Raw genomic sequence first — 21,762 nt, 5'->3', positions numbered from 1 at the left:
GGTAAATTGTAACGTCCGTCAAATCATTGCTTTTTATCGCCGCGCGCCTGGCGCAGCACTTCATTGATTTGAGGCTGATCGATAGGTCCGCTGATGTGGTAACGCAGAATCGATACTTTGCTCCACAGTGGCCCCAGCACTTTACTGGCGGCAAACACGGCGGCTCCCACAATCGGGTTGATAGCAAACGCAGTGGCGACACCGACGGTCGCGGAGATCTCAGGTGCCACGACCGCTTCCATATTCAGTTCACGGCGCACCAGATTAACCGAGCCTTTCATTGCGATATCCGCTTCAAGGCCATCGACCAGCGTATCGTCGGTGTGTAACGTACCGTCTTTGATCCACGCGGTGCTGCGAATGGAATCGAAATAGAACCCTTCGCTGAACGTGTCGCTAAAATCGAAGCGCAGCTTGCGCAGCAAGGCATCGACACTCAGCAGTCGCAGCAACTGACCCGCATGACCTGTGCTGATATCGGTAAATTCACCTTTGCCCAAATGCGCTTTCAGGATACCGTTCAGCGAGGCAACGTCTGGCGTCCAGGGCTCGTCACGCCAGTGCAGGTCGTAGTCTAAATCGAAAGAGGAATCGCGGATTGGCGTTGAAATGCCGAAGAAATTAACCGCAGAATCCAGTTTTTTGCCGCGCAGTTTGCCTTTCAACGATGTGCGCTCGTTACCTGGCGTATTCACCCATTCGCCATCCACTGTCAAACGCGCAAACCCGGTGTCCAGCAGACCGTTCGCCAGCGATAAAGTATTGCCTTTGATGGAGAAATCCCCGTCGACGCGGCCATATTTCTGCCCCCATAACCAGCATTCTGCACAGCGTAACTGCATATCCGGCCAGCTCTGGAAATCGATACGATTATTGCTCATCAGCCCACTACCCACCGGCTGCCCGGTGGTATTGTGAGTCGAAGGGTTGTAGTAGAGATAGCGGATGGAAGCCAGCCACGGCGCATTATTACGCAGCGTCAATGTGCCGTTAATTTCACGACCTTGCGCTTCAATGCTGGTGCCGTTTGCCATCGGCTGAGACACAATACTCAAGTTGTTCCAGCGCTGACCGCCCATGGTTAACGCCGGGGTTCTGAGGGTAATACGCTGAGGGAATTCGGCGGCGCTACCGACGCTATCAGCAGCACCCTGGCGGAACAGTGCCAGCCATTGTGCGCCATCCATTCGCGGTAAATTCAGCTCTATGCCGGGCGCATCCGGCAATGGCGGTACGCTGCGGCTGTCTGATGCCCAAATCGCACGGTCGAGCTTGAGTTTTTTATTCAGCAACCAGCGGCTGTTGAGATGGTCTTTCGCGCCCACGCTGCCGGTTAAATCAAAGCGGTTGAGACCGCCTTCAACGTTGAATTTCACCGGCAGAGGTTCACCGGCTTTTTTGTCGACCGGAGCCGGTAAGCGACTGCTCACATTCTTCAGGTCACCCGCGATATCGACCTTGTAGCTGGCGCTGCCTTTATACGGTAGTTCAATCGCCACTTTGCCCTGCCAGGGTATGCTGCCGCTGATCGCTTCGTTGATTTGCTTTGGCAGCATCCCGGTTCGATTCGGCTGCCAGTTGGCGTCCATATTGACCGCCACCTGATAAGCCTTTTGCCCTTCGGTGGTGGAGAAATCAACGTTCAGTGGCTGATTAAACCAGCGAGCGGTCATCGGCCCACTTTTCAGATCACCATTTTCGAAGCTAAATCCACCGCTGAGGTTTTCCAGCGTGCTGTTAAGAGGCTTGATAAACAGGCTGTTGTTATTGAGACGCACTTCGCCTTTCGCCAACACTTGTTTGCCATTGAGTGGAATATCCAAATGTAAGCGAGCATTCACATCGCCATCGAGCTGGAGTTCATCAAGCGTCGCACCTAATGAATCTTTCAGTGGGGATTCTTTAAAATACGGTCCGACGGCTTTACCCGGCCCGGTAATCTGCGAATCAATAATCAGCTTATCTTTCGAGTAGTCAGGGATTGCCGCGTTGAGATTGTGTGCGGTTACGCCGCCCAACGCCACTTTGTCAGCCTGCATAAACAGGCCGTCATTGAGGAAGTTGAGGTCAATATTGAGATTGTTGAGCGCAGGCCAGTCCGGCTGAAAGGCGAAAGTCGCGTTGTGCAACGGCACCCACACCTGGAACTGCCCTTCATTGTGTTTATAGGGGAACAGATGCGGATTACCGCCGTACACCAGCGTGGCGTTATCGGCCTGGCCGCCTTTAATCGCCGAGCTGAGGTAATCGACCAGCGCTTTGCCCATCAGATTTTCCGGGAAATAACGCCACGCCTGGCCACCGTCATCGGTGCTGATCCCGGCGAGAATGCCCAGCCATGGCTCATCATCCTTTGGCTGAAGCCAGCGGAACCCGCCATGCGCATGGAGGGCCTTCGCCTGCACATCGATATCACGCCCATCTAACATGAAGCCTTTGTCATTTTTCACCCATGACAAATTCGCCACGCCTTTGGCGACTTCAAGCGGCGCACGGAACACCGTCTCGTAAGGCATTTTGGCGTTTTGCATGCTGACATTCACGGAACCATTTTCCACGCTGCCTTCTGCCCGACCGGAAAAATGTTCCGCACCTGGCAACAACTTCCATTGTTTCCAACCGAGGTTGCTCCAGGCTGCCTGGAAACGGGTTTTCTCGGTGGCTTGCAAAGGAATATCCAGCGCCAGCGCATCAATCTGCCCGGCGGGTTGGGTTGTTTCCCAGATTTCCCCCAGCGACGGCGAGAGTTTCTCGGCAATCGGCAACAAGCCTGAAAGCCCGCTCAGTTCGAGATTACTGGCGCGAATACGCAGTTCATCACTGCGCTGATTATCTTTTCCGCCTACTTCCTGATTTGGGATCCACGCCATCGCCAGCGCGCCCTGCGGCCAGCGTTTGCCGTCTATCGCAATACGCGTATCAGGAATATGGAATGACCACCCTGTATTTTCACGCGTGATGTGCGCCGTCAGATTATCAACCGAAAGGTCATGAGGTTGTTTATCGCCTTTCCAGCTAGCACCACCTTTCTTCAGCCAAACATCGCCGCTGGAAATATCCCCTTTGTCCAGGTCAATCCAGCCTTCAAGGCTAAAACGTGCCGACGTCAGCGCGATGTTGTCTTCCATCCAACGCCCTAACCACGGTTTCACGTCGATATCATCGGCTTGCACCCATAGCCGGCCTTCATTCAGCAGACCATTCTCATCACGCAGATCCATACGGACTTTCATTAATCCATGCTGGCCCGTAAGACTCGACAGGCTCAGTTCGCCCTCTGCCCGATGGCGATTTTTACCGTTCATCCAGGTCAGTTGAGGAATAGCAAGTTCAGCGCGCTGGCCGGAAAGGGTCAGGAAACTAAGATGGCTATCGCGAAGGGTAAATTGATCGAACTGACGCAGGAACAGATCGCCGATGCGATCGGTTTTCAGCTGACCGCTGCTGTCGTTGTGCTGTAAAGGGGTGTTGGTGCGAATTTGCAGCTGCCAGAACGTCAGTTCGCGGAACTGCCAGCGGAAATGCAGGAGGCTTTGCCAAACATCGAGCGCCAGAGTGACGCGTTTGACGGACATCTGTCCGCCATTTTTCATCCCGGCTTTGATATCCCGGACTTCCAGCGTTGGGCCAAAATTCTGCCAACTCGCCTTGAGCTGTGAAGCTTCAACGGGATGCCCGGTCGACTCGGCAATTCGCTCAAGTAGTTGCGGACGCCATTTGTCCAGCTGTGGCAAGACGAGACGCAAGCCACTGACCAGCAGCGCGACGATAACAACCAACGTTGCCACCGTGATCAGTAGGATTCCAGGCAAACGCCTCACGCATCTCTCCTTGTAACTGCCAGCAAACTACATCATTACCACGTCGAATTGCTCCTGATTATAGAGCGGTTCAATCTGGACTTTTACCTGCTTGCCAACGAAGATTTCCACTTCCGCCAGCGCATGAGACTCTTCGCCTTTCAGCGTTTCAGCGACAGCCGCCGAAGCGTAAACCAGGAAACGGTCGGAATCGTAAGCGTGATGAACACGCACAATTTCACGCATGATTTCGTAGCATACCGTTTCGACTGTCTTCACCGTACCGCGACCGTGACAGGTTGGGCATTGATGACATAACACGTGCTCAACGCTTTCGCGCGTGCGTTTGCGGGTCATTTCCACCAGACCCAACTGCGAGAAACCGTTGATACTGGTTTTCACACGGTCTTTGTTCAAGGCCTGCTCCAGCGAATGCAGCACCCGACGGCGGTGGTCTTCGTTACTCATATCGATAAAGTCGATAATGATGATGCCACCGAGGTTACGCAGACGCAGTTGACGCGCAATCGCCTGTGTTGCTTCGATGTTAGTATTGAATATGGTGTCGTCAAGGTTGCGGTGCCCAACAAAAGCCCCGGTGTTGATGTCGACGGTGGTCATCGCTTCGGTTTGATCAATAACCAGATAACCGCCGGACTTCAACTCTACCTTGCGTTCCAGCGCGCGCTGGATTTCATTTTCGACATCAAAGAGATCGAAAATAGGCTGACGACCGCTGTAGTGCTCCAGCTTATTGGTCATCTCCGGCATGTATTCGGCGGTAAATTCCATCAACGCTTCGAACGTCAGACGCGAATCCACGCGGATTTTATCGAGCTGTGCATCAGCGAAATCACGCAATACACGCTGGGCTAACGCTAACTCGCCGTACATCTGATAGCGCGTTTGAGGGCGTTTTTTACGCTCCATCACTTTAGTCCACACGCGTTTCAGATAAGCGGCATCAGAAGACAAATCCTCTTCACACACGCCTTCTGCAGCAGTACGGATGATGAATCCACCCTGTTCGTCGCAGTATTCCGTGACCACGTTTTTCAGACGATCGCGCTCGGCCTCGCTTTCGATACGTTGGGATACGCCAACGTGTGAAGCGCCCGGCATGAATACGAGATAACGGGAAGGCAAGGTGATGTCGGTGGTCAGACGCGCGCCTTTGGTGCCGAGTGGGTCTTTGACCACCTGAACCATCAAATCCTGGCCCTGGCGTACCAGCTCGGAAATATCGCGCACGGTGAACTGCTTCTGTTCTTCCCCGGCCACGCATTCGGTGTGGGGCATGATGTCAGAAGCGTGAAGAAACGCGGCCTTATCCAGGCCAATATCTACAAATGCCGCCTGCATCCCAGGAAGGACACGGCTGACACGACCTTTGTAGATATTGCCTACGATCCCGCGTCGCGCTTCACGCTCAATATGAATTTCCTGAAGAATACCGCCATCGATATACGCCACACGGGTTTCCGATGGCGTTACGTTCACTAATAATTCAGCCGTCATGTTTATCTCTTTTATCACGCAGTGAGTTGAAATTGCTCAGCAACTCATACGTTTCCACCAGTGGTAAGCCGACTACGGCGTGATAGCTGCCATTTATCTTCCTGACAAAACAGCCACCCAGCCCCTGAATACCGTAAGCACCTGCTTTATCCATCGGTTCGCCGCTGGCGACATAACCGGTGATCTCGTCGTCTGACAGCAGTCTGAATGTCACTTCAGTTGTCACCAGGCAGTCGATAGTCTGTTGGCTGTCCGCTAACGCAACCGCGGTCATCACCTGATGCGTTTGCCCTGAGAGCTGACGCAGCATAGCGGCAGCATGTTCCGCGTTCTGCGGTTTCTCCAGCACTTCGCCGTTCAGCACGACGATGGTATCGGCGCCCAACACAGGTAAGTCGCGTGCGGCAAGCGCAACGCCTGCCTGAGCTTTCTCACGCGCCAGGCGTGCAACATAGTGCTGTGCGCCTTCGTGCGGTTGACGCTGCTCTTCGATTCCTGGCACCAAACGTTCGAAGCTGACACCCAACTGAGTTAACAGCTCCTGACGACGCGGGGAGCCGGAAGCAAGATAAAGCATTGTCATAGAAACCTTTATTGTACAGCGAATTGCTGACGCACTCGGCGCATCAGCAGGAACAACCAGGGCCAGAGTACACCGTTAACCACGCTACTCCAGAACACTTCAGGCCGGAAAGAGACGTTGATCACTAAAAATTCTGACCAGAAAACAACGATATCCACGGCTAATGACAAGAGCATCACCACCAGCGCCTGTTGCCATAATGCCAGGTTGCGGAACAGCTGATATTTCAGCGCCACCAGATAGGCAATAATACTGAGAGATAGCGCGCGAACACCGAGCGTAGAACCGCTGATCAGATCCAGTATGGCACCCATAATGAAACCTGTACCAACATTGACTCGGTGCGGCAGAGCGAGGATCCAGTAGAGCAGGATCAGCAGAACCCAATTAGGCCGGTACACCAACAGATCGTCCGGCCAGGGCATAACTTGCAGCAGAAGGGCTATCAGAAACGAGAGCCAGATAACCCAACGCCCCTGACTTCGGTAGCTCGCCACTACTGCCCTCCTGACGAAGGCACGGGCGTTGCAGCCGCAGGTGCGGGCTGAGTGATCCCGGTTGCAGGCGGTGGCACGGGAGCCGGAGGCCCCATCGTATTAGCAGCAGGAAGCACCTGCGGCATCATCTGCATCAGGCGTTCATTGGCGACACGATGCACTTCTTCCGGCGTCATTGGGTTTGCACCGTTACGATCGGCCCCCCACAGCAACAGCAAATAACGCAGACGTTGCAGACCCGCCGTTGGGCGCGCCTGAATCACCGTATACGCACGCTGCGTATCCAGCTTGACGGAAGAAACCACGGCTACAGGATACCCTTCAGGGAATCGGCCGCCGAGGCCGGACGTCACCAGCACGTCACCCACACGAATATCGGTGTTAGCAGGCAAATGTTCGAGCTGCAAATCGTCAGTACAACCGTTACCGGCCGCAATCACGCGGATATCGTTGCGCAGCACCTGAATCGGCAGCGCATGAGTCGCATCGCAAATCAGTAACACGCGGCTGGTCAGTTTTGCGACCGCAACCACCTGACCGACAACGCCTTTATCGCTGATAACAGGCTGACCTTCGTAGACGCCATTGACGCTACCTTTGTCGATAACGACCTGATCGCTATACGGATCGTTTACGGTGGAGATAACCTGGGTCACCATCTTCTGCTCATCCTGACGCAGCGGCGAACCTAACAATTCACGCAGACGAGCATTTTCCTGCTTGTACTGACCCATCATCAGCAAATCGCTGTTTTTTAACAGCAGTTCCTGACGCAGGGCACGGTTTTCCAGCTCAAGCTGATCGCGGGAAGCCAGAGTCTGCGAAATACCATCGAGCAGTTCACGAGGACCGTTGGAAACAAAATAGAAAGGACTAACAGCAGTATCCATGTACGTTCGAATCTGACTGAACGTACCCAGGCGACTGTCGGCAATAATGATGCCAAGCGCCACCAGCACCGCCAGGATAAGGCGAATCTGTAGCGACGGGCCACGGCTAAAAATGGGCTTCATAGGCTATGCGTATTCTCGTGTCAGGGAAATCAAGGGGCAGCAACAACGCTACCCCAGACTTCTGGCTGACTACTCTTCGCTAAACAAGTCGCCGCCGTGCATGTCGATCATTTCCAGTGCCTTGCCGCCGCCACGGGCAACACAGGTCAGTGGATCTTCTGCAACTACGACAGGAATTCCTGTCTCTTCCATTAACAGGCGGTCGAGGTTACGCAGCAGCGCACCACCACCGGTCAGAACCATACCGCGCTCGGAAATGTCGGATGCCAGTTCCGGTGGGCACTGCTCCAGCGCAACCATCACCGCACTCACGATACCGGTCAGCGGCTCTTGCAGCGCTTCGAGGATTTCGTTGGAGTTCAGGGTGAAGCCGCGTGGAACGCCTTCTGCCAGGTTACGACCACGTACTTCGATTTCACGCACTTCGTCGCCCGGATAGGCAGAACCGATTTCGTGCTTGATGCGCTCTGCGGTGGCTTCACCGATCAGAGAGCCGTAGTTACGGCGTACATAATTAATGATGGCTTCGTCGAAACGGTCACCACCGATACGTACGGAAGAGGAGTACACCACGCCGTTCAGGGAGATAACCGCGACTTCGGTTGTACCACCACCGATATCCACAACCATAGAACCGGTTGCTTCGGATACAGGCAGACCCGCACCGATTGCCGCAGCCATTGGCTCTTCAATCAGGAACACTTCACGCGCGCCTGCACCTTGTGCAGATTCACGGATAGCACGGCGTTCAACCTGCGTTGCACCGACCGGTACACACACCAAAACACGTGGGCTCGGGCGCATGAAACTGTTGCTGTGAACCTGTTTGATGAAGTGCTGCAGCATCTTTTCAGTCACGAAGAAGTCGGCGATAACGCCGTCTTTCATCGGACGAATAGCTGCAATGTTGCCTGGCGTACGGCCGAGCATCTGCTTAGCTTCATGACCGACGGCAGCTACACTTTTCGGTGAACCGGCACGATCCTGGCGAATGGCTACAACGGAAGGCTCATTCAGTACGATGCCTTGTCCTTTCACGTAAATCAGGGTATTCGCAGTACCCAGGTCAATGGACAGGTCATTGGAAAACATGCCACGAAATTTTTTCAACATACTAAGGGATAATCCTGAAAGCTGGGGCGGAAACAAAATCCGCTTACTTTACCAACCACACGCAGCAGCGACAAGGCGCAAAAATCATCTGCAACGGTGAAAATTAGTGCAGTTCGTTTCCTTTGTTACAATTTAGACCTGACACCGTCAGGACCGCAGCATTCATTGCCTGCATTGCAACCTGTTTAAGGACGATCACTGGCTCGTTATCTGTTACCTATCGGCGGGCGTTCAATTACTCCCGCGGAGAAACAGCGCGCGTTATTCTACGTGAAATCACAGCAAACGGCAGATCAAACAGAGTATCTTTGCGAATATTTTTTTACGCTAGTGTCAAGCGGTTGTGACGAAGCAAAAAAATCGCCCTGTCCACCCAACACACCACACTCTCTCAACACTTGCCACTCACTACGACTACGTAGGCCGGTCGCGAAAACCTGTGTCGAGGTGCCCTTACAGGCTTCGACCAGACTTTGCACCAACAGTTGATTCTCGCTACGCTTTTCAATATTACGCACCAAGCCCGGGTGCAGCTTGACGAGTTCTACCGACATCTCTTTGATCCAACTGGTGCTGACCAGCGTCAAACCCGCCTGAATCACCACCACTCGCACACCTAAAGCGTTAATCAAACGCATGACAGGCTGTAAACGGCTGATATGTTGACAGACATCCGCCTCTGCAAGTTCAAAAATAATCCGTTTTCGTTGAGATTTTTCACATTGCATCAATGTATCTCGCAGCCAACGCTGGAATCGAGGTCGAATGATTGACTCCACCGTCACCTGTAATGCCAGATTTTCTTCAGGCCAGAACGAAAGGAAAGGCAATAACCGGGTGATTTGTAAACGGTCATACTCTTCTGCCAGGCCAAACTCCAACACCATCGGCATATATTCAGCGGAAATTACTTCTTCTTTACCATCATAAATGCGACACATCAATTCCCGATGGTGGACTCGGCCGTCGTAATGAATCGCTGGCTTTTGATAAAGACGCGGGCCACCACGGCTGAGCATTTGTTCTATGAGGGTTCGCCAGCGCACGTTACCGCGCCCTTTTTCTGGTAATGAATCATCATAAACGGCCCAGCTGTTGCTGCCCTGAAGCACGGCATTCCGCACCGCCGCATCCGCATGTTCCATCACCTGATTCGCCGTTTGCCCACTACGCCAGGCACAGATGCCGATATGCATCATGTCATCCTGATCGAGGATTTTTGTCGACGGCAAAGAATCCAGGGCTTTCAGTAACTGCCCGGCAATACTATCGGCTTCTTTCAACGTGCGATGTGGCAACAGAACTGCAAAATCGCTGCGGTGATAGCGGGCCAACAGTGCGCCAGGATAACGCATCATGAAGGTCGACAGCATGTTAATCAGCAGGAAGAAATGTTCTTCTGATGCCGTTCGCCCCCATTGATCGCGAACCATGTCGAGCTCCGGTAAGCGGATCAGCATCACGATGCCATGTGCGCCCACTTTTTCCTGATCGTCGAGCAGTGTCGCCAGCTGATTATCAAAAAACATGCGGTTGCTGAGACCCGTTTTGGTGTCCTGCGCGGCATATGAGCGGATCAGCGTATCCAGGCGGCTGCGTTGCTCTCCCGCAAACTGAATTTCAGACAGTAACATATCAAGCGCGCTGCTGGTCCGCGCAGGCCATTCATGCACAGAACCTCTCGCCTGCTGCCCACGAGCGCCATTCAGGATCCGGGTTGAACGCAGTTCCAACAATTCCTGGCCCGCCAGTTGGCTGCGTAACCAGCGCACCGAAAAGAAGATGATCAGCACCATAAACCCGATGGCAATCGTCAGTGGCGCAGTGGTCATCAGGGAGTGGAAATAGTTCACCATCGGATCCAGATACACCATATGAATGGTCATTCCCGGATGTTTGACCGACTCTACGGTCAGCTCACGATATTGATAGCTGCTGCCCATTGGGCGGTAACTGCTCTTACGCGAATGACTGAAAATCGTTTTGTCGTTGAGGATAAAATCAACGCGCACGATATCGACGGGTACGAGAATTTCGTCCAGTTGATGGTCAAGTTGATCAAAGGGCATGTTGAGCAGGCGGGAATCAAGCACCGTTGCCACAGCCCTGGCGCGGTAATCCACCTTAAACTGAATACCGTTATAGAAACTCAGCGAACAGCCAATGAGGGTGACAAAGATGGTCAAGCCCGTCAGCAGAGCCACAAAAGCTGAAAATTTCGTCGTTAATCGCATCCCTGTATTAACTCCGTTAATGAAAAACAGCCCGGTTTTGACCGGACACCCGCGGTGGCTCGCCAATATTAGTAAGCACTAACTAGCACGCCGAAAGGACCATGCATACTACCAGAGTTGGTGAATCTGGCAATTTATTGCGGTAAATCGAATACACGTTTTAGTAAGCAAGTATAGTTGTTGAAATATTTTCCCCATCATTGAACAACTGAGGAACGATTATGCAGGCGTTAATCTTAGAACAGCACGACGGTAAAACGCTCGCCTCTGTGCAGCCCATCGAGGAAAGCCAGCTGCCACAAGGTGATGTCACCGTCGATGTTCAGTGGTCGAGCCTCAATTATAAAGACGCGCTCGCCATTACCGGTAAGGGCAAAATCATCCGTAACTTTCCGATGGTGCCGGGTATCGACTTTGCAGGGACTGTTCATAACAGCGAAGATCCGCGCTTTCATGCAGGTCAGCAAGTACTGCTGACCGGTTGGGGCGTGGGTGAAAATCACTGGGGCGGTCTGTCTCAACGAGCACGTGTTAAGGGCGACTGGCTGGTTGCTCAACCGCAGGGAATGGACGCGCGTCAGGCGATGATCATCGGTACAGCGGGTTTCACCGCCATGCTTTGCGTGATGGCGCTGGAAGATGCTGGTGTTCGTCCGCAAGATGGTGAAATTGTGGTAACGGGCGCCAGCGGCGGTGTAGGCAGTACTGCCATTGCCCTGCTGCATAAACTTGGCTACCAGGTCGCTGCCGTTTCAGGTCGTGAAAGCACGCACGATTATCTACGAAGCCTTGGTGCAACGCGCATTCTTGGTCGCGATGAATTCGCTGAAACCCGCCCGCTGGAGAAACAGTTGTGGGCCGGTGCGGTTGATACCGTGGGCGATAAAGTGCTGGCCAAAGTGTTGGCGCAGATGAACTATGGCGGCTGTGTTGCCGCTTGCGGTCTCGCGGGTGGTTTTGCGCTGCCGACCACCGTGATGCCGTTTATTCTGCGTAACGTTCGTCTGCAGGGCGTGGATTCTGTCATGACACCTGCGGCTCGCCGCGCGCAGGCCTGGGAACGTTTAGTTCAGGATTTGCCTGCTTCCTTCTATAGTCAGAGCGCCACAGAAATTACCCTTGCTCAGGCTCCAGAATTTGCCGACAAAATCATGAATAACCAAATCCAGGGCCGGACGCTGGTGAAAGTCGCCTAATCTTCAAATTTTCGTGACATATTCGCGTTAATCAAACACCTCCGTCATGCTTAGGAAAAAGCATGACGGAGAAAGCCATGAAGTCGAGAAAACTAACGGAAGCTGACGTAACGGCGGAATCCGTTTTTATGCTCCAGCGCCGCCAGGTGCTGAAGATGTTAGGCATTAGTGCCACGGCGATGACAGTCGCGCCTTCCGCTCAAGCCGATATTCTTAGCTGGTTTAAAGGTAATGACAGGCCACCCGCCCCTTCCGGCAAGCCACTGGATTTTTCCCGCCCTGCCGAATGGCAAAGCAAACTGATGCTTACGCCGGAAGATAAAGTCACTCGTTACAACAATTTCTACGAATTTGGGCTGGATAAAGCCGATCCGGCGGCGAATGCCGGTAGCCTGAAAACCGATCCCTGGACCCTGACCATTGACGGTGAAGTGAATAAACCTCTGACGCTCGATCACGACGCGCTCACTAAACGCTTTCCGCTTGAACAACGCATCTACCGTATGCGTTGCGTTGAAGCCTGGTCGATGGTGGTGCCGTGGATTGGTTTCCCATTGCACAAACTGCTGGAACTGGTTGAACCCACCAGCGACGCCAAATACGTCGCCTTTAAAACGATCTTCTCTCCCGAACAAATGCCGGGCCAGAAAGATCGCTTTATCGGTGGTGGTCTTGCCTATCCTTATGTAGAAGGGTTGCGCCTGGATGAGGCAATGCATCCGTTAACACTGCTGACGACCGGCGTTTATGGCAAAGCGTTGCCGCCGCAAAACGGCGCACCGATCCGTCTGACCGTACCGTGGAAGTATGGTTTCAAAGGCATAAAATCCATTGTCAGTATTAAACTGACTCGCGAACGCCCGCCTTGCACCTGGAATCTGGCGGCCCCCGATGAATACGGCTTTTTTGCCAACGTGAATCCCCATGTTGATCACCCTCGCTGGTCGCAGGCGACAGAGCGTTTTATTGGCTCTGGCGGAGTGCTGGATGTAAAACGCCAGCCGACGTTACTGTTCAATGGCTATGCCGATCAGGTCGCTTCGCTGTACCGTGGGCTTAATTTACGGGAGAATTTCTGAGTGCGCTTAACCGCAAAACAAGTAATCTGGCTGAAAGTGGCGCTGCATTTGGCCGCTTTTTTGCCGCTCGTTTGGCTCTTTTGGTCTGCCTCTCAGGGCTATTTCAGTGCTGACCCTGCCAAGGATATTCAACACTTTACCGGTAGGATGGCTCTGAAATTGTTGCTCGCCACCTTGTTGGTTTCCCCGCTGGCACGCTACGCTAAACAGCCTTTATTGATCCGAACGCGCCGCCTTTTGGGCGTATGGTGTTTTGCCTGGGCCACGTTGCATCTCACCAGTTACGCGCTGCTGGAACTCGGGATTAATAATTTGGGTTTGTTAGGGCAGGAAGTGGTATCGCGTCCTTATTTAACGCTGGGTCTGGTGAGCTGGCTGATTTTGCTGGCACTGGCCGTCACATCCTTCCAGCGAGCTCAGCGAAAACTGGGTCCACGCTGGCAAAAATTGCACAACTTCGTCTATCTGGTGGCGATACTGGCGCCGATCCATTATCTCTGGTCGGTGAAGATTCTGTCACCTCAGCCTGTCTTGTACGCTGTTGCGGCTCTTGCCCTCTTAGTCTGGCGTTATAAGAAGTTCCGCCAATGGTGGCGTTAATCCGCGATTGTGTGCAGTTTCCCGCAGTTCTCCCGCAGTACGTCAGGCTTTTTCGCGATTGAGGTTGATTATCTTCCCTGATAAGACCAGTATTTAGCTGCCAAATGCTACGAAATCATTATAATGTGCGACTTTGGTTTTCCTGACAGGGGTTTTTGGCCTCTGAAAAGGTGACAAGCGCGCATCGAAGGTATATTTTGTTTTTTACCGGAGAATGGCAGGAGATAGCAGCACAATGGCCAACAAGTCACGCATTTTGCTTTTAAACGGACCGAACCTGAACATGCTCGGAACCCGTGAGCCAGAGAAGTATGGCACCCTGACGTTAGCGGAGATTGTGAACCGTTTAACGACGGAGGCCGAGGCTCTGAATGTGTCACTGGACCATTTGCAGTCCAACGCGGAGTTCGCGATTATCGACCGAATTCATCAGGCTAAAGACAACGTTGACTATATCCTGATTAATCCGGCCGCATTCACGCACACCAGTGTGGCGATTCGCGATGCGCTATTGGCGGTCAGTATCCCGTTTATCGAGATTCATCTGAGTAACGTGCACGCTCGCGAGCCGTTCCGCCATCATTCATATCTCTCTGATATCGCTGCCGGCGTCATCTGCGGATTAGGCGCTGACGGCTATTCATACGCATTACAGACGGCGGTAAAACGCCTGTCACAATCACACTAAACAAAGAGTACGGAACCCACTCATGGATATTCGTAAGATTAAAAAACTGATCGAGCTGGTTGAAGAATCAGGCATCTCCGAACTGGAAATTTCTGAAGGTGAAGAGTCTGTACGCATCAGCCGCGCGCCGGCTAATGCGGGCTTCCCAGTGATGCAACAGGCTTATGCTGCACCAATGATGCAGCCGCAGATGGCTCCGGCCGCTGCTGCTCCAGCAGCGGTTGCTGAAGCACCTGCTAAAGCTGAAATCAGTGGCCACATCGTACGCTCCCCGATGGTTGGTACTTTCTACCGCACGCCGAGCCCGGACGCAAAAGCGTTCATCGAAGTGGGTCAGAAGGTCAACGTGGGTGATACCCTGTGCATCGTTGAAGCCATGAAAATGATGAACCAGATCGAAGCCGACAAATCGGGCACCGTGAAGGCTATCCTGGTCGAAAGTGGTCAACCTGTAGAATTTGACGAGCCGCTGGTCGTCATCGAGTAACGAGGCGAACATGCTGGATAAAATTGTCATCGCTAACCGTGGCGAGATTGCACTGCGTATTCTTCGTGCCTGTAAAGAATTGGGCATCAAGACCGTAGCCGTGCACTCCACTGCGGATCGCGATTTAAAACACGTACTGCTGGCGGATGAAACGGTCTGTATCGGCCCGGCTCAGTCCGTAAAAAGCTACCTGAACATCCCGGCTATCATCAGCGCCGCTGAAATCACTGGCGCGGTGGCAATCCATCCGGGTTATGGCTTCCTGTCCGAAAACGCCAACTTTGCTGAGCAGGTTGAACGTTCCGGCTTTATCTTCATCGGCCCGAAAGCCGACACCATTCGCCTGATGGGCGATAAAGTGTCTGCTATCACCGCGATGAAAAAAGCAGGCGTTCCCACTGTACCTGGCTCCGATGGCCCACTGGGCGAAGACATGGACGCTAACCGCGCTCATGCCAAACGCATCGGCTACCCGGTTATCATCAAAGCCTCTGGCGGCGGCGGCGGTCGTGGTATGCGCGTTGTGCGCAGCGACGCCGACCTGGCACAGTCCATTTCCATGACCAAAGCGGAAGCCAAAGCGGCTTTCAGCAACGACATGGTTTACATGGAAAAATACCTGGAAAATCCTCGTCATATTGAGATCCAGGTGCTGGCTGATGGTCAGGGTAACGCTATCTATCTGGCAGAACGTGACTGCTCTATGCAGCGTCGTCACCAGAAAGTCGTCGAAGAAGCACCAGCGCCGGGCATTACCCCGGAACTGCGTCGCTACATCGGCGAGCGTTGTTCAAAAGCCTGTGTCGATATCGGCTACCGTGGCGCGGGGACTTTCGAGTTCCTGTTCGAAAACGGCGAGTTCTATTTCATCGAAATGAACACCCGTATTCAGGTAGAACATCCGGTTACCGAGATGATCACTGGCGTTGACCTGATTAAAGAGCAGCTGCGCATCGCTGCTGGTCAGCCGCTGTCAATCACTCAGGAAGAAGTACAGGTTCGCGGTCATGCGGTGGAATGCCGTATCAACGCCGAAGACCCAAATACCTTCCTGCCGAGCCCGGGTAAAATTACCCGTTTCCACGCACCTGGCGGTTTTGGTGTGCGTTGGGAATCTCATATCTACGCCGGTTACACCGTACCGCCGTACTATGACTCAATGATTGGCAAACTCATCTGCTACGGGGAAACCCGTGATGTGGCGATTTCGCGCATGAAAAACGCTCTGCAAGAGCTTATCATCGACGGGATCAAAACCAACATCGAACTGCAGATGCGCATTATGAGTGACGAGAACTTCCAGCATGGTGGCACCAACATCCACTATCTGGAGAAAAAACTCGGACTCCAGGAAAAGTAAATCCTGAGCACTGCGTAAAAGGCCGGATCTTCCGGCCTTTTTTCTTTTTCTCTCCCCTTATCAGCCCCTTCAGGTACAATCCCCGCTTTAAATTGACCCTGGGAGCCTTATGGACGCGCGTTTTGTTCAGGCCCACAAAGAAGCCCGCTGGGCATTGTGGCTCACCCTCCTCTATCTTGCCGCATGGTTAGCAAGCGCTTACATACCAAATTCACTGCAGGGATTCACAGGCCTGCCGCATTGGTTTGAGATGGCCTGCATGCTGACGCCATTGGTGTTTGTTCTGCTGTGCTGGGCAATGGTAAAAGTCATCTATCGCGATATTCCCCTGGAGGACGATGATGCAGCCTGAAGTCATTCTGCCGCTTGTCGCCTACCTGTTGGTGGTGTTTGGCCTGTCGATTTATGCGATGCGTAAACGCTCGACCGGCACGTTCCTCAATGAATATTTTCTGGGCAGTCGCTCGATGGGCGGGTTCGTGCTGGCGATGACGCTGACGGCGACCTATATCAGCGCCAGTTCGTTTATTGGCGGCCCTGGTGCGGCCTATAAATACGGGCTCGGCTGGGTACTGCTGGCGATGATCCAACTCCCGGCGGTATGGCTGTCATTAGGCGTATTAGGCAAAAAATTCGCCATTCTCGCCCGCAGATATAACGCGGTGACGCTCAACGATATGCTGTTTGCCCGCTATCAGAGCCGTCTGCTGGTGTGGCTCGCAAGCCTCAGTCTGCTGGTCGCCTTTGTGGGCGCAATGACCGTACAGTTCATTGGCGGCGCACGTCTGCTGGAAACCGCGGCAGGGATACCTTACGAAACCGGCCTGCTGATTTTCGGTATCAGTATCGCGCTGTATACCGCCTTTGGCGGTTTTCGTGCCAGCGTGCTGAACGATGCGATGCAGGGCATGGTGATGCTAATTGGCACCATTGTGTTGCTTATTGGCGTCGTTCATGCGGCGGGCGGTTTGAGCCACGCGGTGCAAACCCTGGAACATATCGACCCGAAACTGGTTTCTCCGCAGGGCGCGGACGATATTCTGTCACCAAGCTTTATGACGTCATTTTGGGTGCTGGTCTGCTTTGGCGTGATCGGTCTGCCGCATACCGCCGTTCGCTGCATTTCCTATAAAGACAGCAAAGCCGTGCATCGCGGAATTATTATTGGCACCATCGTTGTGGCTATTCTGATGTTTGGCATGCATCTGGCCGGTGCTCTGGGCCGCGCTGTTATTCCGGACCTCAATGTTCCGGATTTGGTGATCCCAACCCTGATGGTCAAAGTGCTGCCGCCGATTGCTGCAGGGATCTTCCTTGCCGCACCGATGGCTGCCATCATGTCGACGATCAACGCGCAGTTATTGCAGAGTTCCGCTACGATAATCAAGGATCTGTATCTGAATCTGCATCCCGAGCAGATGCACAATGAAAAGCGCCTGAAGCGCATGTCTGCGCTTATCACGTTGATATTGGGCGCGCTGCTGCTACTGGCTGCATGGCGTCCGCCGGAGATGATCATCTGGCTGAATCTGCTGGCATTTGGTGGGCTCGAAGCGGTGTTTCTGTGGCCGCTGGTCCTGGGCCTCTATTGGGAACGCGCGAATGCAGCCGGTGCGCTAAGTGCCATGATTGTAGGCGGTGTACTTTACGCCCTACTCGCAACATTTAAAATTCAGTACCTCGGCTTTCATCCGATCGTTCCGTCGTTACTGTTAAGTCTTCTGGCTTTTGTCGTAGGCAACCGATTTGGTCGTCCTGCCACGCAAGCCCCGAATTTCACTGTTAATCATTAAAAGAGTTTTGCCATGCCATGGATCCAATTGAAACTGAACACTACTGGCGCAAACGCTGAAGACCTTAGCGATGCGCTGATGGAAGCGGGGGCTGTCTCTATCACTTTTCAGGACACCCACGATACGCCTGTGTTTGAGCCGCTGCCGGGTGAAACCCGCCTGTGGGGCGACACCGATGTGATTGGCCTGTTTGACGCCGAGACCGACATGAACGAGGTCGTGGCAATCCTTGAACATCACCCGCTGCTGGGCGCCGGGTTTGTGCATAAGATTGAACAGCTGGAAGATAAAGACTGGGAACGTGAATGGATGGATAACTTCCACCCAATGCGCTTCGGCGAACGTCTTTGGATCTGCCCAAGCTGGCGCGATGTGCCGGATGAAAATGCGGTGAACGTGATGCTCGATCCGGGTCTGGCGTTTGGTACGGGTACTCATCCAACGACGTCACTCTGTTTGCAATGGCTTGACGGTCTCGATCTGAATGGCAAAACAGTGATCGACTTTGGGTGCGGATCCGGGATCCTCGCTATCGCCGCACTGAAACTGGGTGCGGCCAAAGCGATCGGGATCGATATCGATCCGCAGGCTATCCAGGCCAGCCGTGATAATGCCGAGCGCAACGGCGTGTCCGCTCGTCTGGAACTGTATTTACCTCAGGACCAGCCAGACGTCATGAAAGCCGATGTCGTGGTCGCTAACATCCTGGCAGGCCCATTACGTGAACTGGCCCCGTTGATCAGCGTCCTGCCCGTTGAGGGCGGCCTGTTGGGCCTGTCTGGTATTCTTGCAAGCCAGGCGGACAGCGTCTGTGAAGCTTACACCTCACTGTTTGCTCTCGACCCTGTGGTCGAGAAAGAAGAGTGGTGTCGCATTACTGGCCGCAAACACTAATTCCCCTTCGCGTGGCCGCCCGGTCACGCGAGCATTTTCTCCTCATAGTCCTTTTCTTGCTCATGGTAAAATACCCCTGTAACTCATTGAGTTACTGAATAATTATATTGTTTCAATTCATTGGATGAATATTATGAGTAAGTCTATTGGCAAAGCAGCGCTACTGGCGCTGAGCATTACCCCTTTCTTCGCACTCGCCTCACACTGGACCTACGAAGGAGAAGGCGCCCCGGAACACTGGAGCCAGTTGAGCGATGAATACAAAACCTGTCAGCAGGGAATGAACCAGTCGCCGATTAATATCGACACTACAGTCAATGCCCATCTCCAGCCTCTGGATATCCATTACGGCAAAGGCCCGGATTTTGTGCTCAATAATGGTCACACCATTCAGGCAACCGTTGACCCAAAAGCCTCGGACAGCATTACTGTGGATGGTCAGATCTACGTTCTGCAACAGTTCCACTTCCATGCACCTTCTGAGAACACGATTCACGGTAAGCACTCTGCGATGGAGATGCATCTGGTGCATAAAAACGCGGCGGGCGAAGTTGCCGTCGTCGCCGTGATGTTTGACGTCGGTGCAGCGAACCCTGAACTGGATAAGCTCTGGAGCGTTATGCCAGAAAAGGCAGAAAGTGATGCCGCAGTGAAAGCGCCTTTGGATATTAATAAGCTAATTCCGACGGACAGAACATACTGGCGCTTTAGCGGTTCATTAACCACGCCACCGTGTTCCGAAGGCGTCGCCTGGTTGGTCATGAAACATCCATTGACGCTGTCAGAAGCGCAACTGGAGAAGTTTACCCATACCATGCATCACCATAATAACCGTCCAACGCAGCCGGTTCATGGCCGTGTGGTGGTTGAATAAGTGCCAGAAAAAGCGTTTCTCATGCCACATTGAAATGAGATCCAGCGCGCAATAATCGGGATAATCTGCTGATAAAAACAGCAGGTTATCTCTTTTCTGCTCCCTTTTGAGCAGGAAAAAACGATAAGTTACGCAAAATTGCATCTGTATGTAATTTCAGCAAATACACATAACACCATGATTTAAATGCCGATTAAATTTTTCACTTTCGACCGACTGGCGATTCCTTGATCTATGACAGAGGATTGCTCAAAGTTTGGCCTTTCATCTCGTGTAAAAAATGCGTAATATACGCCGCCTTGCAGTCACAGTATGGTCATTTCTTAACTCATGCGCATCGGACACCACCAGCTTAGAAATCGCCTGATCGCAGCGCCCATGGCTGGCATTACTGACAGACCATTCCGGACGCTGTGCTACGAGATGGGAGCAGGTTTAACCGTTTCTGAGATGATGTCCTCAAACCCGCAGGTTTGGGAGAGCGACAAATCCCGTTTACGGATGGTGCACATTGACGAGCCCGGGATCCGCACGGTGCAAATTGCCGGAAGCAGTCCTGAAGAAATGGCAGAAGCCGCACGTATTAACGTTGAAAGTGGCGCCCAAATTATTGATATCAATATGGGTTGCCCGGCGAAAAAAGTGAATCGCAAGCTTGCAGGTTCAGCCCTGTTGCAACACCCAAGCCTGGTGAAATCTATCCTGGCCGCAGTGGTAAATGCAGTGGATGTTCCTGTCACTCTCAAGATTCGCACTGGCTGGGCGCCGGACCACCGTAACTGCATAGAGATTGCCCAACTGGCTGAAGATTGTGGCATTCAGGCTCTGACTATTCACGGACGCACTCGCGCCTGCTTGTTTAACGGAGACGCTGAATACGACAGTATTCGGGCAGTTAAGCAGAAAGTTTCCATTCCGATTATCGCGAATGGCGACATTACTGACCCGCTTAAAGCCAGAGCCGTGCTGGACTATACGGGGGCAGATGCCCTTATGATAGGACGCGCAGCTCAGGGAAGACCCTGGATCTTTCGGGAAATCCAGCACTATCTGGACACTGGGGAGCTGCTACCTCCACTGCCTCTGGCAGAGGTGAAGCGCTTACTTTGTGCACATGTTCGGGAATTGCATGATTTTTACGGTCATACAAAAGGGTACCGAATAGCGCGCAAACACGTATCCTGGTATTTACAGGAACACGCTCCAGATGACCAGTTTCGGCGCACATTCAACGCCATTGAGGATGCCAGCGATCAGCTGGAGGCGTTGGAGGCATACTTCGAAAATTTTGCGTAAACAGAAATAAAGAGCTGACAGAACTATGTTCGAACAACGCGTAAATTCTGACGTACTGACCGTTTCTACCGTTAATTCGCAGGATCAGGTAACTCAGAAACCTCTCCGTGACTCGGTAAAACAGGCACTGAAGAACTATTTTGCTCAACTGAACGGTCAGGATGTTAATGACCTGTATGAGCTGGTACTGGCTGAAGTAGAACAGCCCCTGTTGGACATGGTGATGCAATACACCCGTGGTAACCAGACCCGCGCTGCCCTGATGATGGGCATCAACCGCGGTACACTGCGTAAGAAACTGAAAAAATACGGCATGAACTAAGTTCGTTCATGGCGGAAAAAAGGCGCTCTTCGGCATGGGGAAGCGCCTTTTTTATTGCCTGAATTCCTTCCCTCCATCCCCTCTTTCGCGTTGTTATTTTTCGTGTATATTGCCTGCCACTCACCCTATCACTTCTCAGGTACAGTTATGCTTCGCAAGTACGGATGGCTGGTCGTTTTCGCTGTATTCATGTTTGTGTTCGAGGGCTTGCTCATGCAGTGGATCGAGCTGATATCCACCGAAAGCGAAAAATGCCGCAATATGAATTCTGTCAATCCGTTGAAGCTGGTTAACTGCACCGAACTAGAGTGATCATCTGTCGGCAACGTCGTCGAATGCGTTGATATTCCACGTTAAAAACAGGGATTTAAATCACTTTGAGTCCCTTCTGGACGATGGTAATGTCATCAGCCCT

20 protein-coding genes are annotated in these 21,762 nt (G+C 52.8%); 13 read left to right on the top strand and 7 right to left on the bottom strand.

Annotated features, from left to right (window positions below; translation table 11 throughout):
- Window positions 1-23: 23 nt before the first annotated feature.
- The 7 genes from yhdP to csrD form a co-directional block, all read right to left on the bottom strand.
- A complete protein-coding gene (yhdP, locus tag VH187_RS07085; RefSeq protein WP_329700769.1) occupies window positions 24-3,821 on the bottom strand; it encodes an AsmA2 domain-containing protein YhdP in 3,798 nt (1,265 codons plus the stop codon).
- A 27-nt stretch (window positions 3,822-3,848) separates the two neighbouring features.
- Window positions 3,849-5,318 (bottom strand): ribonuclease G, encoded by a 1,470-nt coding sequence (rng, locus tag VH187_RS07080; RefSeq protein WP_329700768.1) that lies wholly within the window; start codon window positions 5,316-5,318, stop codon window positions 3,849-3,851.
- Window positions 5,308-5,901, bottom strand: a complete 594-nt coding sequence (locus VH187_RS07075) for a Maf family protein (protein WP_329700767.1) — start codon at window positions 5,899-5,901, stop codon at window positions 5,308-5,310. The genes rng and VH187_RS07075 overlap by 11 nt, the downstream gene beginning before the upstream one ends.
- Before the next feature lie 8 nt (window positions 5,902-5,909).
- A complete protein-coding gene (gene mreD / locus VH187_RS07070) occupies window positions 5,910-6,398 on the bottom strand; it encodes a rod shape-determining protein MreD (protein ID WP_329700766.1) in 489 nt (162 codons plus the stop codon).
- The gene (gene mreC / locus VH187_RS07065; protein WP_329700765.1) at window positions 6,398-7,411 is read right to left on the bottom strand and encodes a rod shape-determining protein MreC; all 1,014 of its coding nucleotides are present in this window, start codon (window positions 7,409-7,411) and stop codon (window positions 6,398-6,400) included. The genes mreD and mreC overlap by 1 nt, the downstream gene beginning before the upstream one ends.
- 69 nt (window positions 7,412-7,480) lie before the next feature.
- Entirely contained in the window at window positions 7,481-8,524 is a 1,044-nt protein-coding gene (mreB, locus tag VH187_RS07060; RefSeq protein ID WP_006818047.1) for a rod shape-determining protein MreB, read from the bottom strand.
- 293 nt (window positions 8,525-8,817) lie between these two features.
- Window positions 8,818-10,758, bottom strand: a complete 1,941-nt coding sequence (csrD, locus tag VH187_RS07055) for an RNase E specificity factor CsrD (protein ID WP_329700764.1) — start codon at window positions 10,756-10,758, stop codon at window positions 8,818-8,820.
- A gap of 221 nt (window positions 10,759-10,979) precedes the next feature.
- Between csrD and acuI the strand changes: the two genes are divergently transcribed.
- From acuI to VH187_RS06990, 13 genes are all read left to right on the top strand, one after another.
- Complete coding sequence (gene acuI, locus VH187_RS07050; protein ID WP_329700763.1) at window positions 10,980-11,954, top strand: acrylyl-CoA reductase (NADPH); 975 nt, start codon at window positions 10,980-10,982, stop codon at window positions 11,952-11,954.
- Between the two features lie 77 nt (window positions 11,955-12,031).
- On the top strand, window positions 12,032-13,033 hold the full coding sequence (msrP, locus tag VH187_RS07045; RefSeq protein WP_329700762.1) for a protein-methionine-sulfoxide reductase catalytic subunit MsrP: 1,002 nt from the start codon (window positions 12,032-12,034) through the stop codon (window positions 13,031-13,033).
- A complete protein-coding gene (gene msrQ / locus VH187_RS07040) occupies window positions 13,034-13,633 on the top strand; it encodes a protein-methionine-sulfoxide reductase heme-binding subunit MsrQ (RefSeq protein WP_329700761.1) in 600 nt (199 codons plus the stop codon).
- A 235-nt stretch (window positions 13,634-13,868) separates the two neighbouring features.
- A complete protein-coding gene (aroQ, locus tag VH187_RS07035) occupies window positions 13,869-14,321 on the top strand; it encodes a type II 3-dehydroquinate dehydratase (protein WP_329700760.1) in 453 nt (150 codons plus the stop codon).
- 22 nt (window positions 14,322-14,343) lie between these two features.
- On the top strand, window positions 14,344-14,808 hold the full coding sequence (gene accB, locus VH187_RS07030) for an acetyl-CoA carboxylase biotin carboxyl carrier protein (RefSeq protein WP_329700759.1): 465 nt from the start codon (window positions 14,344-14,346) through the stop codon (window positions 14,806-14,808).
- A gap of 10 nt (window positions 14,809-14,818) precedes the next feature.
- Window positions 14,819-16,168 (top strand): acetyl-CoA carboxylase biotin carboxylase subunit, encoded by a 1,350-nt coding sequence (gene accC / locus VH187_RS07025; protein ID WP_329700758.1) that lies wholly within the window; start codon window positions 14,819-14,821, stop codon window positions 16,166-16,168.
- Between the two features lie 109 nt (window positions 16,169-16,277).
- Complete coding sequence (locus VH187_RS07020) at window positions 16,278-16,520, top strand: YhdT family protein (protein WP_329700757.1); 243 nt, start codon at window positions 16,278-16,280, stop codon at window positions 16,518-16,520.
- Window positions 16,510-17,961: a sodium/pantothenate symporter gene (gene panF, locus VH187_RS07015; protein ID WP_329700819.1), complete on the top strand. Its 1,452-nt coding sequence runs from the start codon at window positions 16,510-16,512 to the stop codon at window positions 17,959-17,961. Before VH187_RS07020 ends, panF begins: the two co-directional genes overlap by 11 nt.
- A 12-nt stretch (window positions 17,962-17,973) precedes the next feature.
- Complete coding sequence (gene prmA, locus VH187_RS07010) at window positions 17,974-18,855, top strand: 50S ribosomal protein L11 methyltransferase (RefSeq protein ID WP_329700756.1); 882 nt, start codon at window positions 17,974-17,976, stop codon at window positions 18,853-18,855.
- Between the two features lie 133 nt (window positions 18,856-18,988).
- Entirely contained in the window at window positions 18,989-19,729 is a 741-nt protein-coding gene (locus VH187_RS07005) for a carbonic anhydrase (protein ID WP_329700755.1), read from the top strand.
- Window positions 19,730-20,059: 330 nt separating this feature from the next.
- Window positions 20,060-21,025 carry a tRNA dihydrouridine synthase DusB gene (dusB, locus tag VH187_RS07000; RefSeq protein WP_329700754.1) on the top strand — a complete coding sequence of 322 codons (966 nt, stop codon included), beginning with the start codon at window positions 20,060-20,062 and terminating at the stop codon, window positions 21,023-21,025.
- A gap of 25 nt (window positions 21,026-21,050) precedes the next feature.
- On the top strand, window positions 21,051-21,347 hold the full coding sequence (gene fis / locus VH187_RS06995) for a DNA-binding transcriptional regulator Fis (protein ID WP_000462905.1): 297 nt from the start codon (window positions 21,051-21,053) through the stop codon (window positions 21,345-21,347).
- Between the two features lie 147 nt (window positions 21,348-21,494).
- A complete protein-coding gene (locus tag VH187_RS06990; protein ID WP_329700753.1) occupies window positions 21,495-21,659 on the top strand; it encodes a DUF2556 family protein in 165 nt (54 codons plus the stop codon).
- Window positions 21,660-21,762: the final 103 nt, after the last annotated feature.

The sequence above is a fragment of the Scandinavium sp. genome (assembly GCF_036271055.1).
Taxonomy (GTDB): Bacteria; Pseudomonadota; Gammaproteobacteria; order Enterobacterales; family Enterobacteriaceae; genus Scandinavium.
This window is presented reverse-complemented; position numbering and strand designations above follow the sequence as displayed.

Excerpts from the sequence above, each read along its gene's own strand:
- rng (WP_329700768.1), bottom strand. The coding sequence starts at position 5,318 with ATGACGGCTGAATTATTAGTGAACGTAACGCCATCGGAAACCCGTGTG.
- VH187_RS07075 (WP_329700767.1), bottom strand. The coding sequence starts at position 5,901 with ATGACAATGCTTTATCTTGCTTCCGGCTCCCCGCGTCGTCAGGAGCTG.
- mreC (WP_329700765.1), bottom strand. The coding sequence starts at position 7,411 with ATGAAGCCCATTTTTAGCCGTGGCCCGTCGCTACAGATTCGCCTTATC.
- mreB (WP_006818047.1), bottom strand. The coding sequence starts at position 8,524 with ATGTTGAAAAAATTTCGTGGCATGTTTTCCAATGACCTGTCCATTGAC.
- csrD (WP_329700764.1), bottom strand. The coding sequence starts at position 10,758 with ATGCGATTAACGACGAAATTTTCAGCTTTTGTGGCTCTGCTGACGGGC.
- acuI (WP_329700763.1), top strand. The coding sequence starts at position 10,980 with ATGCAGGCGTTAATCTTAGAACAGCACGACGGTAAAACGCTCGCCTCT.
- msrP (WP_329700762.1), top strand. The coding sequence starts at position 12,032 with ATGAAGTCGAGAAAACTAACGGAAGCTGACGTAACGGCGGAATCCGTT.
- aroQ (WP_329700760.1), top strand. The coding sequence starts at position 13,869 with ATGGCCAACAAGTCACGCATTTTGCTTTTAAACGGACCGAACCTGAAC.
- accB (WP_329700759.1), top strand. The coding sequence starts at position 14,344 with ATGGATATTCGTAAGATTAAAAAACTGATCGAGCTGGTTGAAGAATCA.
- accC (WP_329700758.1), top strand. The coding sequence starts at position 14,819 with ATGCTGGATAAAATTGTCATCGCTAACCGTGGCGAGATTGCACTGCGT.
- VH187_RS07020 (WP_329700757.1), top strand. The coding sequence starts at position 16,278 with ATGGACGCGCGTTTTGTTCAGGCCCACAAAGAAGCCCGCTGGGCATTG.
- panF (WP_329700819.1), top strand. The coding sequence starts at position 16,510 with ATGCAGCCTGAAGTCATTCTGCCGCTTGTCGCCTACCTGTTGGTGGTG.
- prmA (WP_329700756.1), top strand. The coding sequence starts at position 17,974 with ATGCCATGGATCCAATTGAAACTGAACACTACTGGCGCAAACGCTGAA.
- VH187_RS07005 (WP_329700755.1), top strand. The coding sequence starts at position 18,989 with ATGAGTAAGTCTATTGGCAAAGCAGCGCTACTGGCGCTGAGCATTACC.
- dusB (WP_329700754.1), top strand. The coding sequence starts at position 20,060 with ATGCGCATCGGACACCACCAGCTTAGAAATCGCCTGATCGCAGCGCCC.
- fis (WP_000462905.1), top strand. The coding sequence starts at position 21,051 with ATGTTCGAACAACGCGTAAATTCTGACGTACTGACCGTTTCTACCGTT.
- VH187_RS06990 (WP_329700753.1), top strand. The coding sequence starts at position 21,495 with ATGCTTCGCAAGTACGGATGGCTGGTCGTTTTCGCTGTATTCATGTTT.